The following is a 15,918-nucleotide window of genomic DNA, read 5'->3' on the forward strand; positions in this document are numbered from 1 at the left end:
ACGAACGCAATGCGCAAGATCCTGTTTACCGCATTAGTTATGGTCGCCGGCACGGTGCTGCACGCACAAAAGCTCGACGATGTACAAGAGAAGATGAGCAAGGGCAAATATGACGAGGCCCGCGAAAAGATCGACAAGGCAGGCACCGACCCGAAGGCGGCCTCCAACTCGCAGTACTGGTTCCTGCGCTCGCAGGTGTATTACAACCTGGGACAGGCGAATGCAGCCGACACCGCGCTTACCGGAGAGGCCCTGCGCTCCATGCAGCGTTACATAGGCATGGAAGCGGGCGTTAAGGACGAAAGCAAGCGCATGCTGCACTCGATGCTCGAAGGGCACAAGACCGCCGAGGCCATCTATATCCACTACCGCAACGCAGGTGTGAAGAGCTTCGAAGCGCAGAAGTGGGCGGAAGCCGAGGCCAACTGGGGTAATGCCCTGGCTGCCTTTGACTACCTGAAAACAAGCAAGCTCACGACGTCGACCTTCGATACCGTGATGACGACCTATGCCGGCTACGCCGCGCAGAACGCCAACAACCCCGAGCGCGCGGTGTACTACTACGGCAAGCTCGTAGACCAGAAAATCAAGGATTCGACCGTACGCGGCATCTACGCCTACCTGGTGGATTATTATGGTAAAAAGAAGGACGAGGCCAACTTCCAGAAATACCTGACGCTGGCGCGCCAGTACTACCCGGAAAACGCCGCCGCCTGGACCAATATGGAGTTGCAGAGCGCGGGCAGCGACAAGAACGCGCAGCTCGCCAAAATGGCCCAGTTATTCAAGCAGGATCCGAAGAACGAGGATGTGGCCAACAACTACATCGTGACCCTGTTCAACTCGATCTACCGCGACAACGATGCCAACCCGGAGCGTACCGGTGAACTGACGACGGCCCTCCAGACCGTGCTGGCCAACGAGCCCAAGGACGCGTACTATTACTACGTGATGTTCAACCACATCAACAACCAAGTGAACGACCTGGAGACAGCCGCCCGCGCCATCAAAGGCACGAAGCCGGAAGATCTGAAAAAGCGCAAGGACATCGACGCGAAGATTGATGCCCAGAATGCCGTGCTGCTGCCGTACATGCCGAAAGTGCTGGCCATCTACGAGGGTATGGGCACGGAGATCAAGGCAGCCGATAAGCAGAACTACAAGAACATGCTGACGTACCTGATGTATTACCACCAGTCAAAAAAGCAGGCTGCTGAAGCCAAGAAGTACGAGGACAAGTTGAAAAACCTGAAATAAGCCTCCCTGAGAAAGCTATCCGAAAGCCGGCCCGTTGGGCCGGCTTTCTTTTTGGGAAATGGGCAGGGGATGGCGACCGGATAGTTGTGGGCTGGTTTGAGCAGCGGGCATTTCAAATAAACTGGTTGCGCCAGGGAGATCGCAGGCCACCGAAGGATAGCACTCATCCGGTGTCAAAATCTTACTTAACATAATATAAATTATAAGAAATTTATCCACCGCTGGGATAAGGCCGTTTTCTTTGAACCTCAGCGGTTTAATAACTGTCACGTTCACAACCGCGTGCCGGCAATGTCGTTGACTGCAGGCTCCAGCCGCTCGAAGTAAAACCGGAACCCTCCTGCCTGCAATCGCTCCGGCAACACCCAGCGGCTCTTGAGCACGAGCTCCGGCTCCGTACCGATGATCCGGGCGCCGATCGCCAGCAGCCAGGCCGGCGTCGGAATCCCGAATGGTATGTTGAAAGCGCGTCTGATCGTCCGCATCAGCTCCGCATTGTTCACCGGCACCGGGGCTGCCACGTTGAAGGCGCCTTCCTGCTCCGGGTGCTGCAGCAGCCATTCCACGATCCGCGCAAAATCCTGCTCGTGGATCCAGCTCACCATCTGCCGTCCCGAACCCTGGTGGCCGCCGAGCCCGGTAAGCACCAGGGCCCGGAGCTTAGGGAAGGCACCGTCTTTTCGTCCCAGCACGAAGCTCGTACGCAATGCCGCCTTACGTGTGCCCGGCGTTTCCGTTTCAAAAAAAGCCTGCTCCCACGCCTTGCAAACGTCCACAGAAAAGCCGGCTCCGTACTCGCCGTCGCTTTCCGTCTGCGGCCGGTCTTCGGCGTGCCGGTAGATGGTCGACGAGGCCAGGTTGATCCACAGGTTGGGCGGCGCCGTGCAGGCGTTGATTGCGGTACCGATCGCATGGGTGGGTTCGAGGCGCGAGCGGAAGATCTCGGCCTGGGCCTCGGGCGTATACCGGCAGTCGACCTCTTTGCCACTCAGGTTCACCACGAGGTCGGCCCCTTCGAGCTCCGAAGCCCAGGGTCCTTGCGTGCGGCCATCCCAAAACATATAGCGGACATTGCTGTAATCTGCCCGCGGCTTACGGGTCAGGATCATGATTTCCTTACAGGTAAACCGGAAATAGTGCGCCAGCACGGTGCCGAGGTAGCCCGTACCACCGGCCAGTATGATCTTCTGGTACATATGATTAGACATTTTAATTCAGGATAAAATAGAGTAGAAAAAGTCGGTACCCCACCCAGCTTGCGGATACGGTCCACGAGAGGCCGAGCAGGCGGCAGCGCCGGGCGTGCTCCAGCAGCATCGCGCCGGCAACTCCCAAAAACGCGGCGGCATAGACGAGCGGCGGCAGCGTCCCGATGGCGCCGAAAACCAGGTCGAGAATGCCGAGCGCAAGGCCGCCTCCGAGCGACACCGTCATCATATTACCGAGGTAATCAAGCAATTTACCGGGAGCCAACACCGCCAACAGGGCGCCCTGCCAGACGAGCTGCCCGGCACAAATGGCATACTCGCGCCAGAAACCGCTCGCCGGGATAAGCCCCTCCAAGTGGCCGCTATAATGACTGAGGATGCCCGCCGTCAGGATCCAGGCAAGGAGTATCCAGGCGAAACGGTATCCGCGGTGGAGCGACGGCCCGGTGCTGGCCGGATCCGGGTTCAGGGGCAGGATGATCCGGCGGTTGTACGAGATCAGCCCGTAGGCTTTCTGTGCAGCCCAGGAAAATGGGCGAAACCGGAAAACGGGTGCCAGCGCGGGCAGTGCCGATGCCAGGATGGTAAACAAGCTCTGAACGCCGTAGGTAACCGTGGCCGTGCGGGTATTGACGAGCGCAATTTCATTAACGGCCCGCTGCCGGTCGATCAACGCCGCGCAGGCAGCCGGAGGATCCTGGTAGGATGCCCGCCCCTCCGCTCCCAACATCCCGCAGCGCACAAATGCCTTAGTATAAAGCCCGCACATCGGGCAATCCGCATCGTAAAGAATGACATGACCCGCTAACCGTTTCATAATTTTCAATTTTTTTTGAAACATTTTGATCAAAAAAAAGCTACTTGAATAGCTTGAACAGGGTTCCGAAAAACCAGGTCTCGTCTGCCTTCATCATCGTTTCCACACTGCGGTCCAGCTTCGAGGCGAAACCATGGATATCGTTCACCGTCTTTATGAAATTCTTCGCTTCCGGAGTATCCTCCTCTACTTTCCGAAGGCGATCCAGCTCGTGGAGCACCGGCTCGATCTCCCGCTTTTTACGCTCGCGGGCGATGCGCTTCGCTACTTCCCAGATATCTTTCTCCGCCCGGAAAAACTCCTTGCGTTCACCCGGCACCGGCGCCTTGTACACCAGGTTCCAGTTGAGCAGCTCGCGGATGTTCATATTGGCGTTGCCCCGCGAAATGCTGAGCTGCTCCATCACATCTTCCGTGCTCAGCGGATTTTCCGACACCAGCAGGAGCGCATGCACCTGGGCCATGGTGCGGTTGATTCCCCACTCCGACCCGAGTCGGGCCCAGGTCTGGATGAATTGCGCCTTGGCTTCAGAGAGGTTCATGGTGTAAAGCTAAAGCAAAGTTTTTAAACTTTCAGTAATTGTTGAAAGTTTTCCGCCTCGTCGATGTCGGTCATATTCGGAAATTTCACGCAAAGACCCGCGGAGTCGGCAAACAGCCTTCACACCCACACATTTTTACGCCATTTGCGCGCTTCGCGCCGGTGCGTGACACTTAATACAAGAGCCGCACCTTCACCGACTCCGGCACCTCCTTCAGGAGTTGCAGCGCGCGGCCCGACAGGCGTTTGTCGACGTCCACCACCACGTAGCCGATCGACTCGTTTGTCTTGAGGTACTGGCCCACGATGTTGATCTTGTGCGCCGACAGCTGCCCGTTGATCTGCGAGAGTACGCCCGGCACGTTGCGGTGGATGTGCAGGATGCGGTGGGCGCCTTCCTGTGGGGGCAGCGCAAGCGCCGGCACCGTATGCGAGCCGAGCGTGCTGCCCTTTTCCAGGTAATTCAGGAGCTTATTCGAAACGTCCTCGCCGATGTTCTGCTGCGCCTCCTCCGTAGAGCCCCCGATATGCGGCGTCAGGAGTACGTTGGGCAGGCCCTGGAGGGGGGTCTCGAATTTATCGCCGTTCTTTTCGGGCTCTTCGGGAAATACGTCCACGGCAGCACCACCAATAGCGCCGCTCTCGAGCGCCTTGCGCAGCGCCGGGAGATCGATCACCTCGCCACGTGCATAGTTGATGAGCAGAGCGCCCTTTTTGCACCATTTGAGGTTGCTCCTGTTGAGCAGGTTGCGCGTCGTTTCGTTTTCGGGCACGTGTATGGTGAGCACGTCGGCGGCCTGCATCAGCGCCTTGAGTGTGCGAGCGTCGCGGGCATTGCCGAGCGGTAGCTTCGTTTCGATATCGTAGAAGAGCACCTTCATACCCAGGGCCTCGGCCAGCACGCTCACCTGCGAGCCGATGTTCCCGTAGCCGATAATGCCGAACGTCTTTCCGCGCAGCTCGTAAGAGCCGGAAGCCTCCTTGAGCCAGATGCCCTGGTGGGCCGCCCGGTTCTTGTCGGGGATGCGGCGGATGAGCATGATGGCCGCACCGATCACGAGCTCTGCTACCGAGCGGGTATTGCTGTAGGGCGCATTGAATACCGCCACGCCGCGGTCGGTGGCCGCCTCGAGATCGACCTGGTTGACGCCAATGCAGAAGCAGCCCACTGCCTGGAGGCGCTGCGCCGCATCGAGCACGCGCTCCGTGAGCAGCGTCTTGGAGCGGATGCCCAGCAGGTGGCAATTCCGGATCTCCTGGATCAACTCCTCCTCGGGCAGGGCCTTCGTCAATTTGCGCACCTGTGCATAACCCGCATTGCGGAAGTTCTGCACCGCTATGTCGCTCACATTCTCGAGCAGCAGCACATTGATCTTCTCCTTTGGATAGCTGGTATTCATATTGCAAATATGCGCGGGAAAAAAGAGTTTGGTGTCTGATGTTTGAAGTTTGATGTTAGCGGTATAGGCGGCAACTCCCGTTTACTTTATGGCAACCGGGCATCGGGCTTCCCCGGCACGACGCGTCAAAAGAACCTCAAACACCAGACACCAAAGGTCAAACATGTTCTCCCCCACCTTAATTTTACCGCTTTCGTGTTGCATAAATTCCGGGATTTGAAAAGAAGAACGATCGCAGGCGCAGCGCTGTTGCTCCTGCTGGCGAGTTGTCAGTCGGGCGCAAACAATGCGCGCATTGAGCCGGTAGACTCGGTGGAGCAAGCCGTGGACCTACCCACCCCTACCCTGCCGGAAGAAACGAAACGCAGGCTGCACGATAATATCGACGCCTTTATGAAGCGGACCGGCTTCCTGAAGAATTTCAGCGGCTCTATCCTTATTGCCAAGAACGGCGTCCCGGTGTACGAGTATTACCAGGGCTTCCGCGACTTCAAGACCAAAGACTCGCTCAGCGCCGAAACACCGCTCCAGATCGCCTCCACCTCGAAGCCCTTTACCGCTGCGGCGGTGCTCCAGCTGGTGGAGAAGGGGCAGGTAGGCCTCGACGATCACCTCAGCAAGTATTTCCCCGGCTTCCCCTACCCCGGTGTCACGGTGCGCACCCTGCTCAACCACCGCAGCGGGCTGCCCAATTACATCAACTACATGGACCGCGACAAGCGCTGGGAACGCCGCCGCATGGCCACGAACGAGGATGTGATCCAATCGCTCCTGACCTGGAACATTCCGCGCGCCTACCGCCCCAACGCAGCGTTCAACTACTGCAACACCAATTATGTGCTGCTGGCTTCCATCGTGGAAAAGGTGACCGGTGTGCCCTTTCCGCAATACATGAAAAAGAATTTCTTCGACCGTTTCGGCATGACGAACACCTACGTCAAGACCCTGCAGGACCCCTCGTTCAACCAGAGTTTCGACCGCTATTGGCGCCCATGGGACCTTGATTTCTCCGATGGCCCCTATGGCGACAAGAACATGTACTCGACCCCGCGCGACCTGCTCAAGTGGGACCAGGCCTGGTATGCCGGAAAGGTGCTGAGCAAGGCCATGGCCGATTCGGCCTTCACCCCCAACAGCAACGAGCGCCCCTCGCTTCACAACTATGGCCTCGGCTGGCGCCTCCTGAAAGCACCCAACGACAAGCAGGTGATCTACCACAACGGGCACTGGCACGGGTTCAACTCGGCGTTCGCCCGCCTTGTGCACGAGCAAGGCACCGTGATCATCCTGTCGAATAAGTTCAATCCCGCCGTCTACCCCTTCGCGCGGGCGCTGTACAACGCCTTCGGCAACTACGACGGCCGTCAGCCAGAGGCGGAGGAATAAAGCAGGACGTGGTGCTGTAACTTCTATTTACCCTTCGCTTATCGGACTAAAGAGACGCTGCCGGCGTCTCTTTAGCATGGTAGGCAGTGTACATTGGTAACGCGGAACCAGTACCTTGGCCCTTCCGCCGGGTCATTGAACGTTCCCGTCCAAACCGGTAAAGCAAATGCCCTCGCAAACCAACTTCCAAAACCTCCAAAACCTCCAAAACCTGTTCTCGTGCCCACATTCGCCTACACCATCCTCTATGTGCCCGATGTTGCCGCTGCCATCGATTTTTACGAGCGGGCATTCGGGCTTCCCTGCACGTTTATCGCCCCCGACGGAAGCTACGGCGAGCTGAGCACCGGCGCTACTACGCTCTCGTTTGCCTCCGAGTCGCTGGCCGAAAGCAACCTGCCCGGCGGCTTTACGGTGGCGCGACCTTCGGAAAAGCCCTATGCCGTCGAGATCGGCTTTGCAACCGACGACGTGCCCGCTACGGTAGCTACCGCGATCGCCGCCGGCGCCACGCTGCTGGCCGAGCCTAATACGAAGCCCTGGGGCCAGGTTGTGGCCTATGTACGCGATCCGAACGGCTTCCTGGTGGAAGTCTGCACCCCGATGGGCGGATAAGCAGCGAACCGGTTTAGCTTTAGGGAATGAAGATCTTTACTGCCGCACAGGTGCGCGCCTGGGACGCTGCCACTATCGATGAGCAGGGCATTAGTTCCCTCGACCTGATGGAGCGTGCCGCCGCGTGCTGCACGGAGTGGCTCCTCCACCATTGCCCACCCGACGCGCCTTTTGCGCTCTTCTGCGGGCGCGGCAACAACGGCGGCGACGGACTTGCCATCGTGCGGCAGCTGCTTGCCGCAGGGCGGAGCGTCTCGGTGTATGTGGTGCAGCCGGGCCGCGCGGCCAGCCCCGACTTCGCCGCCAACCACACCCGCCTCGCTGCAAGCGGCATTTCGATCGGAGCGGTGGAAGAAGGAGCGCCCCTTCCGGGTATACCGGCCGGCAGTGTGGTGGTGGACGCACTCTTCGGCGCCGGACTCAACAAGCCGCTTGAGGGCGTGGCGGCAGCCCTTACAGTGGCCCTCAACGATAGCGGCGCGTCCATCATTTCCATCGACCTGCCGAGCGGGCTGTTCATGGACCGTCCGTCCACCACCCACGCGGTGATCAGAGCAACGCATACGCTGACGTTCGGGGCGCCGAAGCTCGCGCTCCTGCTGCAGGAAAACGCGCCCTTCATCGGCGCCGTGCAGGTGCTCGGCATCGGGCTTTCGACACGGTTTGCGCAGGAAACACAGAGCCCGTATTTCTACCTGACCAATAAGGAGGCGAAGGCCCGCTTCCGGCCGCGGCCACGCTTTGCGCACAAGGGCAGCTTCGGGCACCTGCTGCTTGCCGCCGGCGCACGCGGTAAGATGGGGGCGGCGCTCCTGGCCGCCACGGCGGCCGCCCGCGGGGGCGCCGGCCTGCTCTCCTGCCATATCCCCCGCTGTGGCGAGCTGGTGCTGCAAACAGCCCTGCCCGAGGCCATGCTGGCAACCGACGCCTGCGAAGACTTCCTGACGGAACTCCCGGCCGATATGGACCGTTATGATGTAGTTGCCATCGGCCCGGGCATTGGCACCTCCGACCCCGTGGCCGAGCTCCTGGAGCGCTACCTGCAGCACAGCCCGGGCCCGATGGTGCTCGACGCCGACGCACTCAACATCCTGGCCCAGCACCCCTACTGGCTGCTGCGTCTCCCTCCCGGCTCCATCCTGACGCCGCACCCAAAGGAATTTGACCGGCTCTTCGGGACCCATACCTCGGACTTCGACCGCATCCGGACGGCACTGGACCAGGCAGCCGCGCTGAAAAGCGCCGTGCTCCTGAAAGGGCACCACACCTTTGTTGCCCTCCCCGACGGCACCGGCGCCTTTAACAGCACCGGCAACCCCGGCATGGCCAGGGGTGGATCGGGCGATGTGCTCACCGGGCTCCTGGGTGCGCTGCTGGCGCAAGGCTATAGCGCGGCGGATGCGGCCCTGCTGGGCGTGTACCTCCACGGGGCTGCCGGCGACAGCGCTGCCGCGGCTGCTTCAGCCGAAGCCATGCTGCCGTCGGACCTCATCCTGCACCTCGGCAATGCGTTCCGACGCCTGTATTGACGCCCTTCTTACTTATCTTGCCTCCCGTAGCCCACACAAAAACTAACCGCATGGCCCGCTTTGCGCTCTTCATTCTTATCCTTGCCTGCCTCGGCTGCTCCGGCGGCACCACCAGGAAACCCGCTGAAGTACTGCCCGGGTCCTGGCGCCTGTACGACGTACTGCCTGCCGAAAGCGAACGCAACGGCGACGACCTGTTGCAGACGGCGCGCCGGAAGCAGGTAGCAGCCAAAGGACGCCTGCTTTCCATTTTTCCCGACGGCACCTATACCGAGCTCGAGGGCGAGGGCGCCTACCACCGCGGCCGTTGGCAAGCCGAAGAGGAAACCCTGCAACTCAAAGAGGAATCGGGCGAAGTGCGTCGCTTCGGGCTCGCGCTCCAGTCGGCCAACCAAAGAGACCTGATCCTCCTGCGCGACAAGAGCGGTGGCGGCAGCCAATTCATCCGGCAGGCAGCGCCGCTGGACAGCTACCGGCAAGACCCTTTCTATGCTGCAAATAACGAATGGCGGATCCGGCCCGGCTCGGCGGAAAGCGAAGCGCAGCTGATCGCGCGCCTGGGTAATTACTTCCGGCACCTTGCCTGCCTCCTGAAGGCTTCGGACGACCGGAAGGAAGAAGTAGTATCCTTCGAGTTTTCAAGGGGCCCGGTAAAGATCTATAACGGCGGCATCGGCATCCACCCGATGCACATCGTGCCCGCAGACTGGGTAGCCGCTTTTCACAGCAATGCAGACGCATTCCGCGCCTACCGGCTTTACGAGCGTTACCTGCAGCGCAACAGCTACCACGGCGCCAGCACCGGCCGCTGGGTGACCGACGATTACAACATTCTCCTCAGCATCTATGCCGACCTGAAAGACGGGAAATTCTCGGAATAAGCCCTATCAAAACCTCGACAAATGAAGCCTGTAACGGGTAGTGTTATTGTTACCTTCCTCCTTATGCTTGTGGCCTGCCCCGGCTATGGACAAGCGCCTGCCGAAGAGGAAAAGCGCCTCGTAGCGCTGCACCGGGAAATGACGGAAGCAGGACGCAGGGGCGGCGACGCCACGGCAACCGGCAAAGCCTTCCGGGCGCTGTTGCGGCAGGTGGCGGCATCGGGTTGGTCGCTGGACTATCCGTTCAGCGAGCTGCGCAGCGAGCCCGGCGTACAGGTCGTAACCTCCCCCGACGGGCGGCTGCGGCTCTACTCCTGGGACGACGAAACCGGCGGTACAATGCGGTACTTCTGCAACCTGTTTCAATACCGTGACCACCGCGGTAAGGTGATCGTGCGGGAGGCATTGGAAAACGAGCCGAAAGCCGGCTACCTGTACTCGGCCCTGTTTCAACTAAAAGGTGGTGCGGAGCCGCTCTATCTCGCCCGCCGGCACGGCACCTATTCTTCGAAAGACGCTTATGAAGGGGTTCAGGCCCTGTGCATCACGGTGAAAGGATTGGACGGCAAGGTAAAAGCCATCCGCACGAACACCGGTCTGCGCAACGGCATCGGCTTCAGCTATAATTTCTTTTCGGTAGTGGACCGTTCGGAGCGGCCCGTTACGCTCATCGGATGGGATCCGAAGTCGATGGAGCTCACACTCCCGGTAGTGCGCGGCAACGGTGCAGTTACAAATGGAAAGATCCGCTACCGCTTTGACGGAAGGGTGCTGGTGCGCCTCGACAAATGACGGATTTCATCGCCGCTTATTCATTACTTACTCAACAACCGCCAGGAATACCGGCAGCACGATCGAATCGGCATGTTCCGGCAGTCCGGATGCATTGGCCTTTTCGAGCACCAATCGTGCGGCCCGCGGTGCCCCTTTCGGTACCCGGAGCCGGGCACTGAACGGAACAAAATTCGTGGTCATCCACTCGCCTTCCGCACGGGCGCCGCCTTGCGCGATGACCCGGCCGGCAGGGTCGGTGAGCCGCACCGGGAACTCCGCTTCGAAATACCAGGGTCCCCGCGCCTTGCCGGTGATCAGCACCGTACCCGAAAGGGTGTCGCCCGCCCTTGGTTGCGTAATTACGATAAGCCCGCTGCTGTCGGGTGTGCTCACTTTTTGCGGTGATGCGGGCGAAGGCCCCGTCCCGGCTTCGGCCGGAGCAACGGTGGGCGTATCGGAAAGTGGAGTGCCGGGCGCGGCAGGGCCCGAACAGGCGTACAGGATTGTGGCTGACAGGAGAACAGGTAAGCGCATACGAGCCTGCGGAAAACAATTGTGCCGCGGGAGCACTTGGTTCCTGTTATGGAAATGGCGGTCCGGGCGCATCCCGATCTCAAAACCTCCTCATGGTGCACCGCGTCTACCTCGTCTTTATCGGGCTGTTCGCCGCTTGCTCCGCATCCCCCAAAAAAGAGCCGGTCGGGGCCGGGCTCCTTCAGGCACCTGCAGCACCCGCGCCTTCCTATGATACTACCGCACAGACCCTGCACGTATTCGTGGCACTCTGCGATAATAAATACCAGGGCATCGTGCCGGTTCCCGCCGCCATTGGCAACGGCCAGGACCCGAACAGCAACCTGTACTGGGGTTGCAGCAGCGGTATCCGCACCTATTTTAAGAAGAGTGCGCACTGGGAGCTGCTGCTGCGGCGGAAAGGCACCAGCCCTGTGCTCGAGCGGCTTCTGTTCCGCCATAACAATACAGGTGCCTACCTGGTGGCCGATGCCTTCGACGGTCGCTACATCAAGGACTGCACCATCGCTTTTCTCAACGCCTGCGCCGGCCGGATCGCTGATACGATCGTGCACGAAGGCCGGGTGCTGGGCACCGGAGGCGCGGCACGCCTGATGGCCTATATCGGGCACGACGGCCTGATGGATTTCTCACTGCCGGCTACCATCCAGGCGGCGGACCAAAAACAACGCGACGCCATCATTCTGGCCTGTATCTCGAAAAAGTATTTTGCCCCGCACCTGCGTGCCGCCGGCGCCCGCCCCCTCCTCTGGACCACCGGCCTTATGTGCCCGGAGGCCTACACCCTGCACGACGCCCTCGAGGTGTACCTGGCGAAAGGCAGTGCGCAGCGCGTGCGGGAGGCAGCCGCGCGGCCTACCATCGCTTCCAGAAATGCGGGCAGAAGGCGGCCCTGAACCTTCTCGTCAGCGGGTACTGAGCCTCGGCCCATTCCTTTTATTGGTAGACAAGCACCGAACTTTCCCCTGGTCCAAAGGATCGTGGCTGGGAGAATAAAGGCTTGTACAGGTTCCGTGTACGATATTGGGCTGCTCCCCTATCTTTGCCGTCCGGTAAAAACCGGCATTCACATTTTCTTAACGGAGCCGTGCGACGGCACGTAAACCAAAAACCAAACAGAGCACATGAATTCGTATGTCTACCTGGTGCCCGTGATGGGCCTGATCGGACTGTTGTACACGCTGTGGAAATTCGCCTGGGTCAGCAAGCAGGATGATGGCACCGACCGTATGCGCGAGATCGGCAATTACATCGCCGAGGGCGCTATGGCCTTCCTCCGCGCCGAGTGGAAACTCCTTACCTATTTCGGCATCATCGTGGCCCTCCTGCTCGGCTACATGGGCAGCCGCAGCGAAGAGTCGCACTGGTCGATCGCGATTGCCTTCCTCATCGGCGCCTTCTTCAGCGCCCTCGCCGGCTATATCGGTATGCGTGCCGCCACCAAGGCCAACGTACGCACTGCCCACGCCGCCCGTACCTCGCTCGCCAAGGCCCTCAACGTATCCTTCACCGGCGGTGCCGTGATGGGTATGGGTGTTGCAGGTCTCGCCGTGCTGGGGCTGGGTGGCCTCTTCATCATCCTGATCAAATACTTCGCACCCGAAGCAGCCGCCGACGCGAAGTCGGTGACCCGTGCCATCGAGGTGCTCACCGGCTTCTCGCTTGGTGCCGAGAGCATCGCGCTCTTTGCCCGCGTGGGTGGCGGTATCTATACTAAGGCGGCCGACGTAGGCGCCGACCTCGTGGGTAAGGTAGAAGCCGGCATCCCCGAAGACGACCCGCGCAACCCGGCTACCATTGCCGACAACGTAGGCGACAACGTAGGCGACGTGGCCGGCATGGGTGCCGACCTCTTCGGCTCCTATGTAGCCACCGTACTCGCAACCATCGTGCTGGGCCACGAAGTAAAGGCCGCCGGTGGCACCACGGTCCTCAGCGACGGCTACGACGGCTTCTCCCCGATCCTGCTCCCGATGCTAATCGCCGGTGTGGGCATTCTCTTCTCCATCATCGCCACCTTCTTCGTGCGCATTTCCGAGAACGCGCCCATCTCCACCGCCGTTGTGCAGCGCGCCCTCAACATGGGCAACTGGGGATCAATTGTGCTCACGGCCATCGCCTCTTACCTCCTGTGCGTTTCGATCCTTCCCGAAGGCACCATGACCCTCCGCGGCTTCGCCTTCGACCGCATGGATGTGTTCTATGCCATCATCGTTGGCCTTGTGGTAGGTACGCTCATGAGCATCATCACCGAATACTTCACCGCCATGGGCAAACGCCCGGTCATGAGCATCGTGCGCCAGAGCGCCACCGGCCACGCCACCAACGTGATCGGCGGCCTTGCCGTGGGCATGGAATCCACGTTCCTTCCCATCCTGGTGCTCGCGGGTGGTATTTACGGCTCCTATAAGTTCGCCGGTCTCTACGGTGTGGCCATTGCCGCCGCCGGTATGATGGCCACCACCGCCATGCAGCTTGCCATCGACGCCTTCGGCCCCATCGCCGACAACGCCGGCGGTATCGCTGAAATGAGCGAGCTTCCCAAGGAAGTGCGCGAAAAGACCGACACCCTCGACGCAGTGGGCAACACCACCGCGGCCACGGGTAAAGGATTTGCCATCGCTTCCGCAGCCCTCACTGCCCTCGCCCTCTTTGCTGCCTACGTTGGTGTGGTGAACGCCAACGGCTTCAACATGGACGGCATCAACATCTACAAAGCCGACGTGCTGGCTTCGCTGTTCATCGGCGGCATGATCCCCTTTATCTTCTCCGCCCTTTGCATCCGCGCCGTGGGTGAGGCCGCCATGGCCATGGTGGAGGAAGTACGCCGCCAGTTCCGCGAGATCAAAGGCATCATGCAGGGTACCGGCAAGCCGGAGTACGACAAGTGCGTGGCCATCTCCACCGAGGCCTCGATCCGCAAGATGATGCTCCCCGGCGCCATCGCCATCCTTTCCCCGATCATCATTGGCTTCCTCCTCGGTCCCGAGGCCCTCGGCGGCTTCCTGGCCGGCGCTACCGTGAGCGGTGTGCTGATGGGTATGTTCCAGAACAACGCCGGCGGCGCCTGGGACAATGCCAAGAAAAGCTTTGAGAAAGGCGTGGACATCAACGGCCAGAAATACTTCAAAGGCTCCGATCCCCACAAGGCGTCGGTAACGGGCGACACCGTCGGCGACCCCTTCAAGGACACGTCCGGTCCCTCGATGAACATCCTGATCAAGCTGATGTCGATCGTTTCCCTCGTGATCGCCCCGACCCTGGCCAGCATGTTCCGGGATAAATCTGACGACCGTGCAGCGAAACCGCAATCGGAGCAGTCTATTAAGACGACGACCGCCGCCGTTGCGATCGCCTCTGAGAACACGGTGACCTATCGATAAAACATTTTTCTGCTTACTGTGAGACGGATCCCGCCCTTCGTTGGCGGGATCTTCCTTTTTGGGGGTGGGGGTTTATTGGTCTATTGGTCTATTTGTTTATTGGTAAGGGTCGTTTAACGAGGAAAATTCCCTTCATAAGCGACCGTTTTACAGATAGACTAATAGACAAATAGACCATTAGACCGCTCTCTCGGAGATTGTCGATACCTTTAAAGCATGCCGCCTGCTTTGCTGTATTACGCGATCCCGTTTTTCGTGCTCCTCCTGGCCATCGAGGCCTGGATCTCGGCGCGGGAGCACCGGGACCTGTATGAGAAACGGGATACCTGGGGATCACTTGGGCTCGGCGTCGGTAATGTGATCACGGGCTTTTTTACCAAGGCGATCATCTACGGCCTGTTCCTTTTCCTGTATCAGTTCCGGCTTTTTGAGCTGACACCCACTGCCTGGTGGTTCTGGGTACTGCTTTTTTTTGCCGACGATCTCTCTTACTACTGGTTTCACCGCACAGCACACAACGTCAACTGGTTCTGGGCCTCGCACGTGGTGCACCATTCCTCACAGCGCTACAACCTCGCCGCAGCGCTCCGCCAGACCTGGACGGGCAACGCCACCGGCACGTTCCTGTTCTGGGCCTGGATGCCCCTGGCTGGCTTCCACCCGGTCTGGATCCTGTTCATGCAGCAGATCAGCCTGATCTACCAGTTCTGGATTCATACCGAGCTCGTGCGGCGCCTGCCCCGCCCGCTGGAGTGGGTGCTCAATACGCCCTCCCATCACCGGGTGCATCATGGCTCCGACCTCAAATACCTGGATAAGAACCACGGCGGCATCCTGATCATCTGGGACCGGCTTTTCGGCACGTTCCAGCCCGAGGAAGAGCGGCCGACCTACGGACTTACCCGGAATATCGAGTCGTTTAACCCCGTGGTGCTCGCGCTGCGCACCTGGGGTGAGCTCATCGGCAAGGTGCGCCGGGCGCCAGGCTTTCGCAACAAGATCGGCTACCTGTTCGGTCCACCCGGTTGGAGCCCAGACGGAAACACCCTGACGGTAAGCGAATTGCGCCGAAGAGCGGCGATCGGCCGGGAAAATGCGCCGTGCCGTTCCCCCGCCAATGTTAATTTTCCTTAACAAATCAAAAAATCCGGAGAACGTTTTTGTTCGTACGAAATTGGTCGTATATTCGTTTCGTAATCATTATTACTTATGGCAGCTTCTAAATCAGTAAAACCCACCGAAAGCGAGCTGGAGATCCTCCAGATCCTTTGGGGCAAGGGCCTTGCGACGGTTCGCGAGGTGCACGAAGAGTTGGCGAAGACCAAAGAGGTCGGCTATACCACCACGCTCAAGCTGATGCAGATCATGCATGAAAAGGGCTTGGTAAAGCGCGACGAGTCGATGCGCACGCACGTCTATCAGCCGGCGGTGAACAAGGAACGCACCCAAAAACATTTGTTGAACAAGATGATCGATTCGCTTTTTGGCGGATCTTCGACCCAGTTAGTGTTGCAGGCATTGGGCGAGCATAATGCGAGCCCCGAGGAGTTGGAACAGATACAAAAGCTTCTGAACAACCTCAAAAACCAGTAAT

The 15,918-nt window shown here is 59.7% G+C and carries 15 protein-coding genes; 10 read left to right on the forward strand and 5 right to left on the reverse strand.

Annotated features, from left to right (window positions below):
- Positions 1–9: 9 nt before the first annotated feature.
- The gene (locus ABD937_RS11310; RefSeq protein WP_345255821.1) at positions 10–1,257 is read left to right on the forward strand and encodes a hypothetical protein; all 1,248 of its coding nucleotides are present in this window, start codon (positions 10–12) and stop codon (positions 1,255–1,257) included.
- 272 nt (positions 1,258–1,529) lie between these two features.
- Here the strand turns inward: ABD937_RS11310 and ABD937_RS11315 are convergent, their stop codons facing one another.
- From ABD937_RS11315 to serA, 4 genes are all read right to left on the reverse strand, one after another.
- Positions 1,530–2,453 carry a TIGR01777 family oxidoreductase gene (locus ABD937_RS11315; RefSeq protein ID WP_345255822.1) on the reverse strand — a complete coding sequence of 308 codons (924 nt, stop codon included), beginning with the start codon at positions 2,451–2,453 and terminating at the stop codon, positions 1,530–1,532.
- A 13-nt stretch (positions 2,454–2,466) separates the two neighbouring features.
- A complete protein-coding gene (locus tag ABD937_RS11320; protein ID WP_345255823.1) occupies positions 2,467–3,315 on the reverse strand; it encodes a thiol-disulfide oxidoreductase DCC family protein in 849 nt (282 codons plus the stop codon).
- Positions 3,316–3,322: 7 nt separating this feature from the next.
- Positions 3,323–3,823 carry a GbsR/MarR family transcriptional regulator gene (locus tag ABD937_RS11325; RefSeq protein WP_345255824.1) on the reverse strand — a complete coding sequence of 167 codons (501 nt, stop codon included), beginning with the start codon at positions 3,821–3,823 and terminating at the stop codon, positions 3,323–3,325.
- A gap of 172 nt (positions 3,824–3,995) precedes the next feature.
- Positions 3,996–5,222, reverse strand: a complete 1,227-nt coding sequence (serA, locus tag ABD937_RS11330; protein WP_345255825.1) for a phosphoglycerate dehydrogenase — start codon at positions 5,220–5,222, stop codon at positions 3,996–3,998.
- A 216-nt stretch (positions 5,223–5,438) separates the two neighbouring features.
- On the opposite strand from serA, the gene ABD937_RS11335 reads away from it, so the two are divergent.
- The 5 genes from ABD937_RS11335 (at position 5,439) to ABD937_RS11355 (ending at position 10,425) form a co-directional block, all read left to right on the forward strand.
- A complete protein-coding gene (locus ABD937_RS11335; RefSeq protein WP_345255826.1) occupies positions 5,439–6,608 on the forward strand; it encodes a serine hydrolase domain-containing protein in 1,170 nt (389 codons plus the stop codon).
- 219 nt (positions 6,609–6,827) lie between these two features.
- A complete protein-coding gene (locus ABD937_RS11340) occupies positions 6,828–7,223 on the forward strand; it encodes a VOC family protein (protein ID WP_345255827.1) in 396 nt (131 codons plus the stop codon).
- Positions 7,224–7,249: 26 nt separating this feature from the next.
- Positions 7,250–8,752 (forward strand): NAD(P)H-hydrate dehydratase, encoded by a 1,503-nt coding sequence (locus ABD937_RS11345; protein ID WP_345255828.1) that lies wholly within the window; start codon positions 7,250–7,252, stop codon positions 8,750–8,752.
- Between the two features lie 50 nt (positions 8,753–8,802).
- Positions 8,803–9,633, forward strand: coding sequence for a hypothetical protein (locus ABD937_RS11350; protein ID WP_345255829.1), 831 nt, complete (start codon positions 8,803–8,805; stop codon positions 9,631–9,633).
- Positions 9,634–9,654: 21 nt separating this feature from the next.
- A complete protein-coding gene (locus ABD937_RS11355) occupies positions 9,655–10,425 on the forward strand; it encodes a hypothetical protein (RefSeq protein WP_345255830.1) in 771 nt (256 codons plus the stop codon).
- 27 nt (positions 10,426–10,452) lie between these two features.
- Here the strand turns inward: ABD937_RS11355 and ABD937_RS11360 are convergent, their stop codons facing one another.
- Positions 10,453–10,941: a Gmad2 immunoglobulin-like domain-containing protein gene (locus ABD937_RS11360; protein WP_345255831.1), complete on the reverse strand. Its 489-nt coding sequence runs from the start codon at positions 10,939–10,941 to the stop codon at positions 10,453–10,455.
- Between the two features lie 92 nt (positions 10,942–11,033).
- Here ABD937_RS11360 and ABD937_RS11365 point away from each other — a divergent pair, with 92 nt between their 5' ends.
- From ABD937_RS11365 to ABD937_RS11380, 4 genes are all read left to right on the forward strand, one after another.
- Positions 11,034–11,837 (forward strand): nucleotidyltransferase family protein, encoded by an 804-nt coding sequence (locus ABD937_RS11365; protein WP_345255832.1) that lies wholly within the window; start codon positions 11,034–11,036, stop codon positions 11,835–11,837.
- A gap of 228 nt (positions 11,838–12,065) precedes the next feature.
- A complete protein-coding gene (locus ABD937_RS11370; RefSeq protein WP_345255833.1) occupies positions 12,066–14,324 on the forward strand; it encodes a sodium-translocating pyrophosphatase in 2,259 nt (752 codons plus the stop codon).
- A gap of 216 nt (positions 14,325–14,540) precedes the next feature.
- Complete coding sequence (locus ABD937_RS11375; RefSeq protein ID WP_345255834.1) at positions 14,541–15,458, forward strand: sterol desaturase family protein; 918 nt, start codon at positions 14,541–14,543, stop codon at positions 15,456–15,458.
- Between the two features lie 75 nt (positions 15,459–15,533).
- The gene (locus ABD937_RS11380; protein ID WP_345255835.1) at positions 15,534–15,917 is read left to right on the forward strand and encodes a BlaI/MecI/CopY family transcriptional regulator; all 384 of its coding nucleotides are present in this window, start codon (positions 15,534–15,536) and stop codon (positions 15,915–15,917) included.
- Position 15,918: the final 1 nt, after the last annotated feature.

The sequence above is a fragment of the Flaviaestuariibacter amylovorans genome (assembly GCF_039541815.1).
In the GTDB taxonomy this organism is placed as follows: Bacteria; Bacteroidota; Bacteroidia; order Chitinophagales; family Chitinophagaceae; genus Flavisolibacter; species Flavisolibacter amylovorans.

Excerpts from the sequence above, each read along its gene's own strand:
- ABD937_RS11360 (WP_345255831.1), bottom strand. The coding sequence starts at position 10,941 with ATGCGCTTACCTGTTCTCCTGTCAGCCACAATCCTGTACGCCTGTTCG.
- ABD937_RS11310 (WP_345255821.1), top strand. The coding sequence starts at position 10 with ATGCGCAAGATCCTGTTTACCGCATTAGTTATGGTCGCCGGCACGGTG.
- ABD937_RS11350 (WP_345255829.1), top strand. The coding sequence starts at position 8,803 with ATGGCCCGCTTTGCGCTCTTCATTCTTATCCTTGCCTGCCTCGGCTGC.
- ABD937_RS11375 (WP_345255834.1), top strand. The coding sequence starts at position 14,541 with ATGCCGCCTGCTTTGCTGTATTACGCGATCCCGTTTTTCGTGCTCCTC.
- ABD937_RS11355 (WP_345255830.1), top strand. The coding sequence starts at position 9,655 with ATGAAGCCTGTAACGGGTAGTGTTATTGTTACCTTCCTCCTTATGCTT.
- serA (WP_345255825.1), bottom strand. The coding sequence starts at position 5,222 with ATGAATACCAGCTATCCAAAGGAGAAGATCAATGTGCTGCTGCTCGAG.
- ABD937_RS11345 (WP_345255828.1), top strand. The coding sequence starts at position 7,250 with ATGAAGATCTTTACTGCCGCACAGGTGCGCGCCTGGGACGCTGCCACT.
- ABD937_RS11370 (WP_345255833.1), top strand. The coding sequence starts at position 12,066 with ATGAATTCGTATGTCTACCTGGTGCCCGTGATGGGCCTGATCGGACTG.
- ABD937_RS11365 (WP_345255832.1), top strand. The coding sequence starts at position 11,034 with ATGGTGCACCGCGTCTACCTCGTCTTTATCGGGCTGTTCGCCGCTTGC.
- ABD937_RS11325 (WP_345255824.1), bottom strand. The coding sequence starts at position 3,823 with ATGAACCTCTCTGAAGCCAAGGCGCAATTCATCCAGACCTGGGCCCGA.
- ABD937_RS11380 (WP_345255835.1), top strand. The coding sequence starts at position 15,534 with ATGGCAGCTTCTAAATCAGTAAAACCCACCGAAAGCGAGCTGGAGATC.
- ABD937_RS11315 (WP_345255822.1), bottom strand. The coding sequence starts at position 2,453 with ATGTACCAGAAGATCATACTGGCCGGTGGTACGGGCTACCTCGGCACC.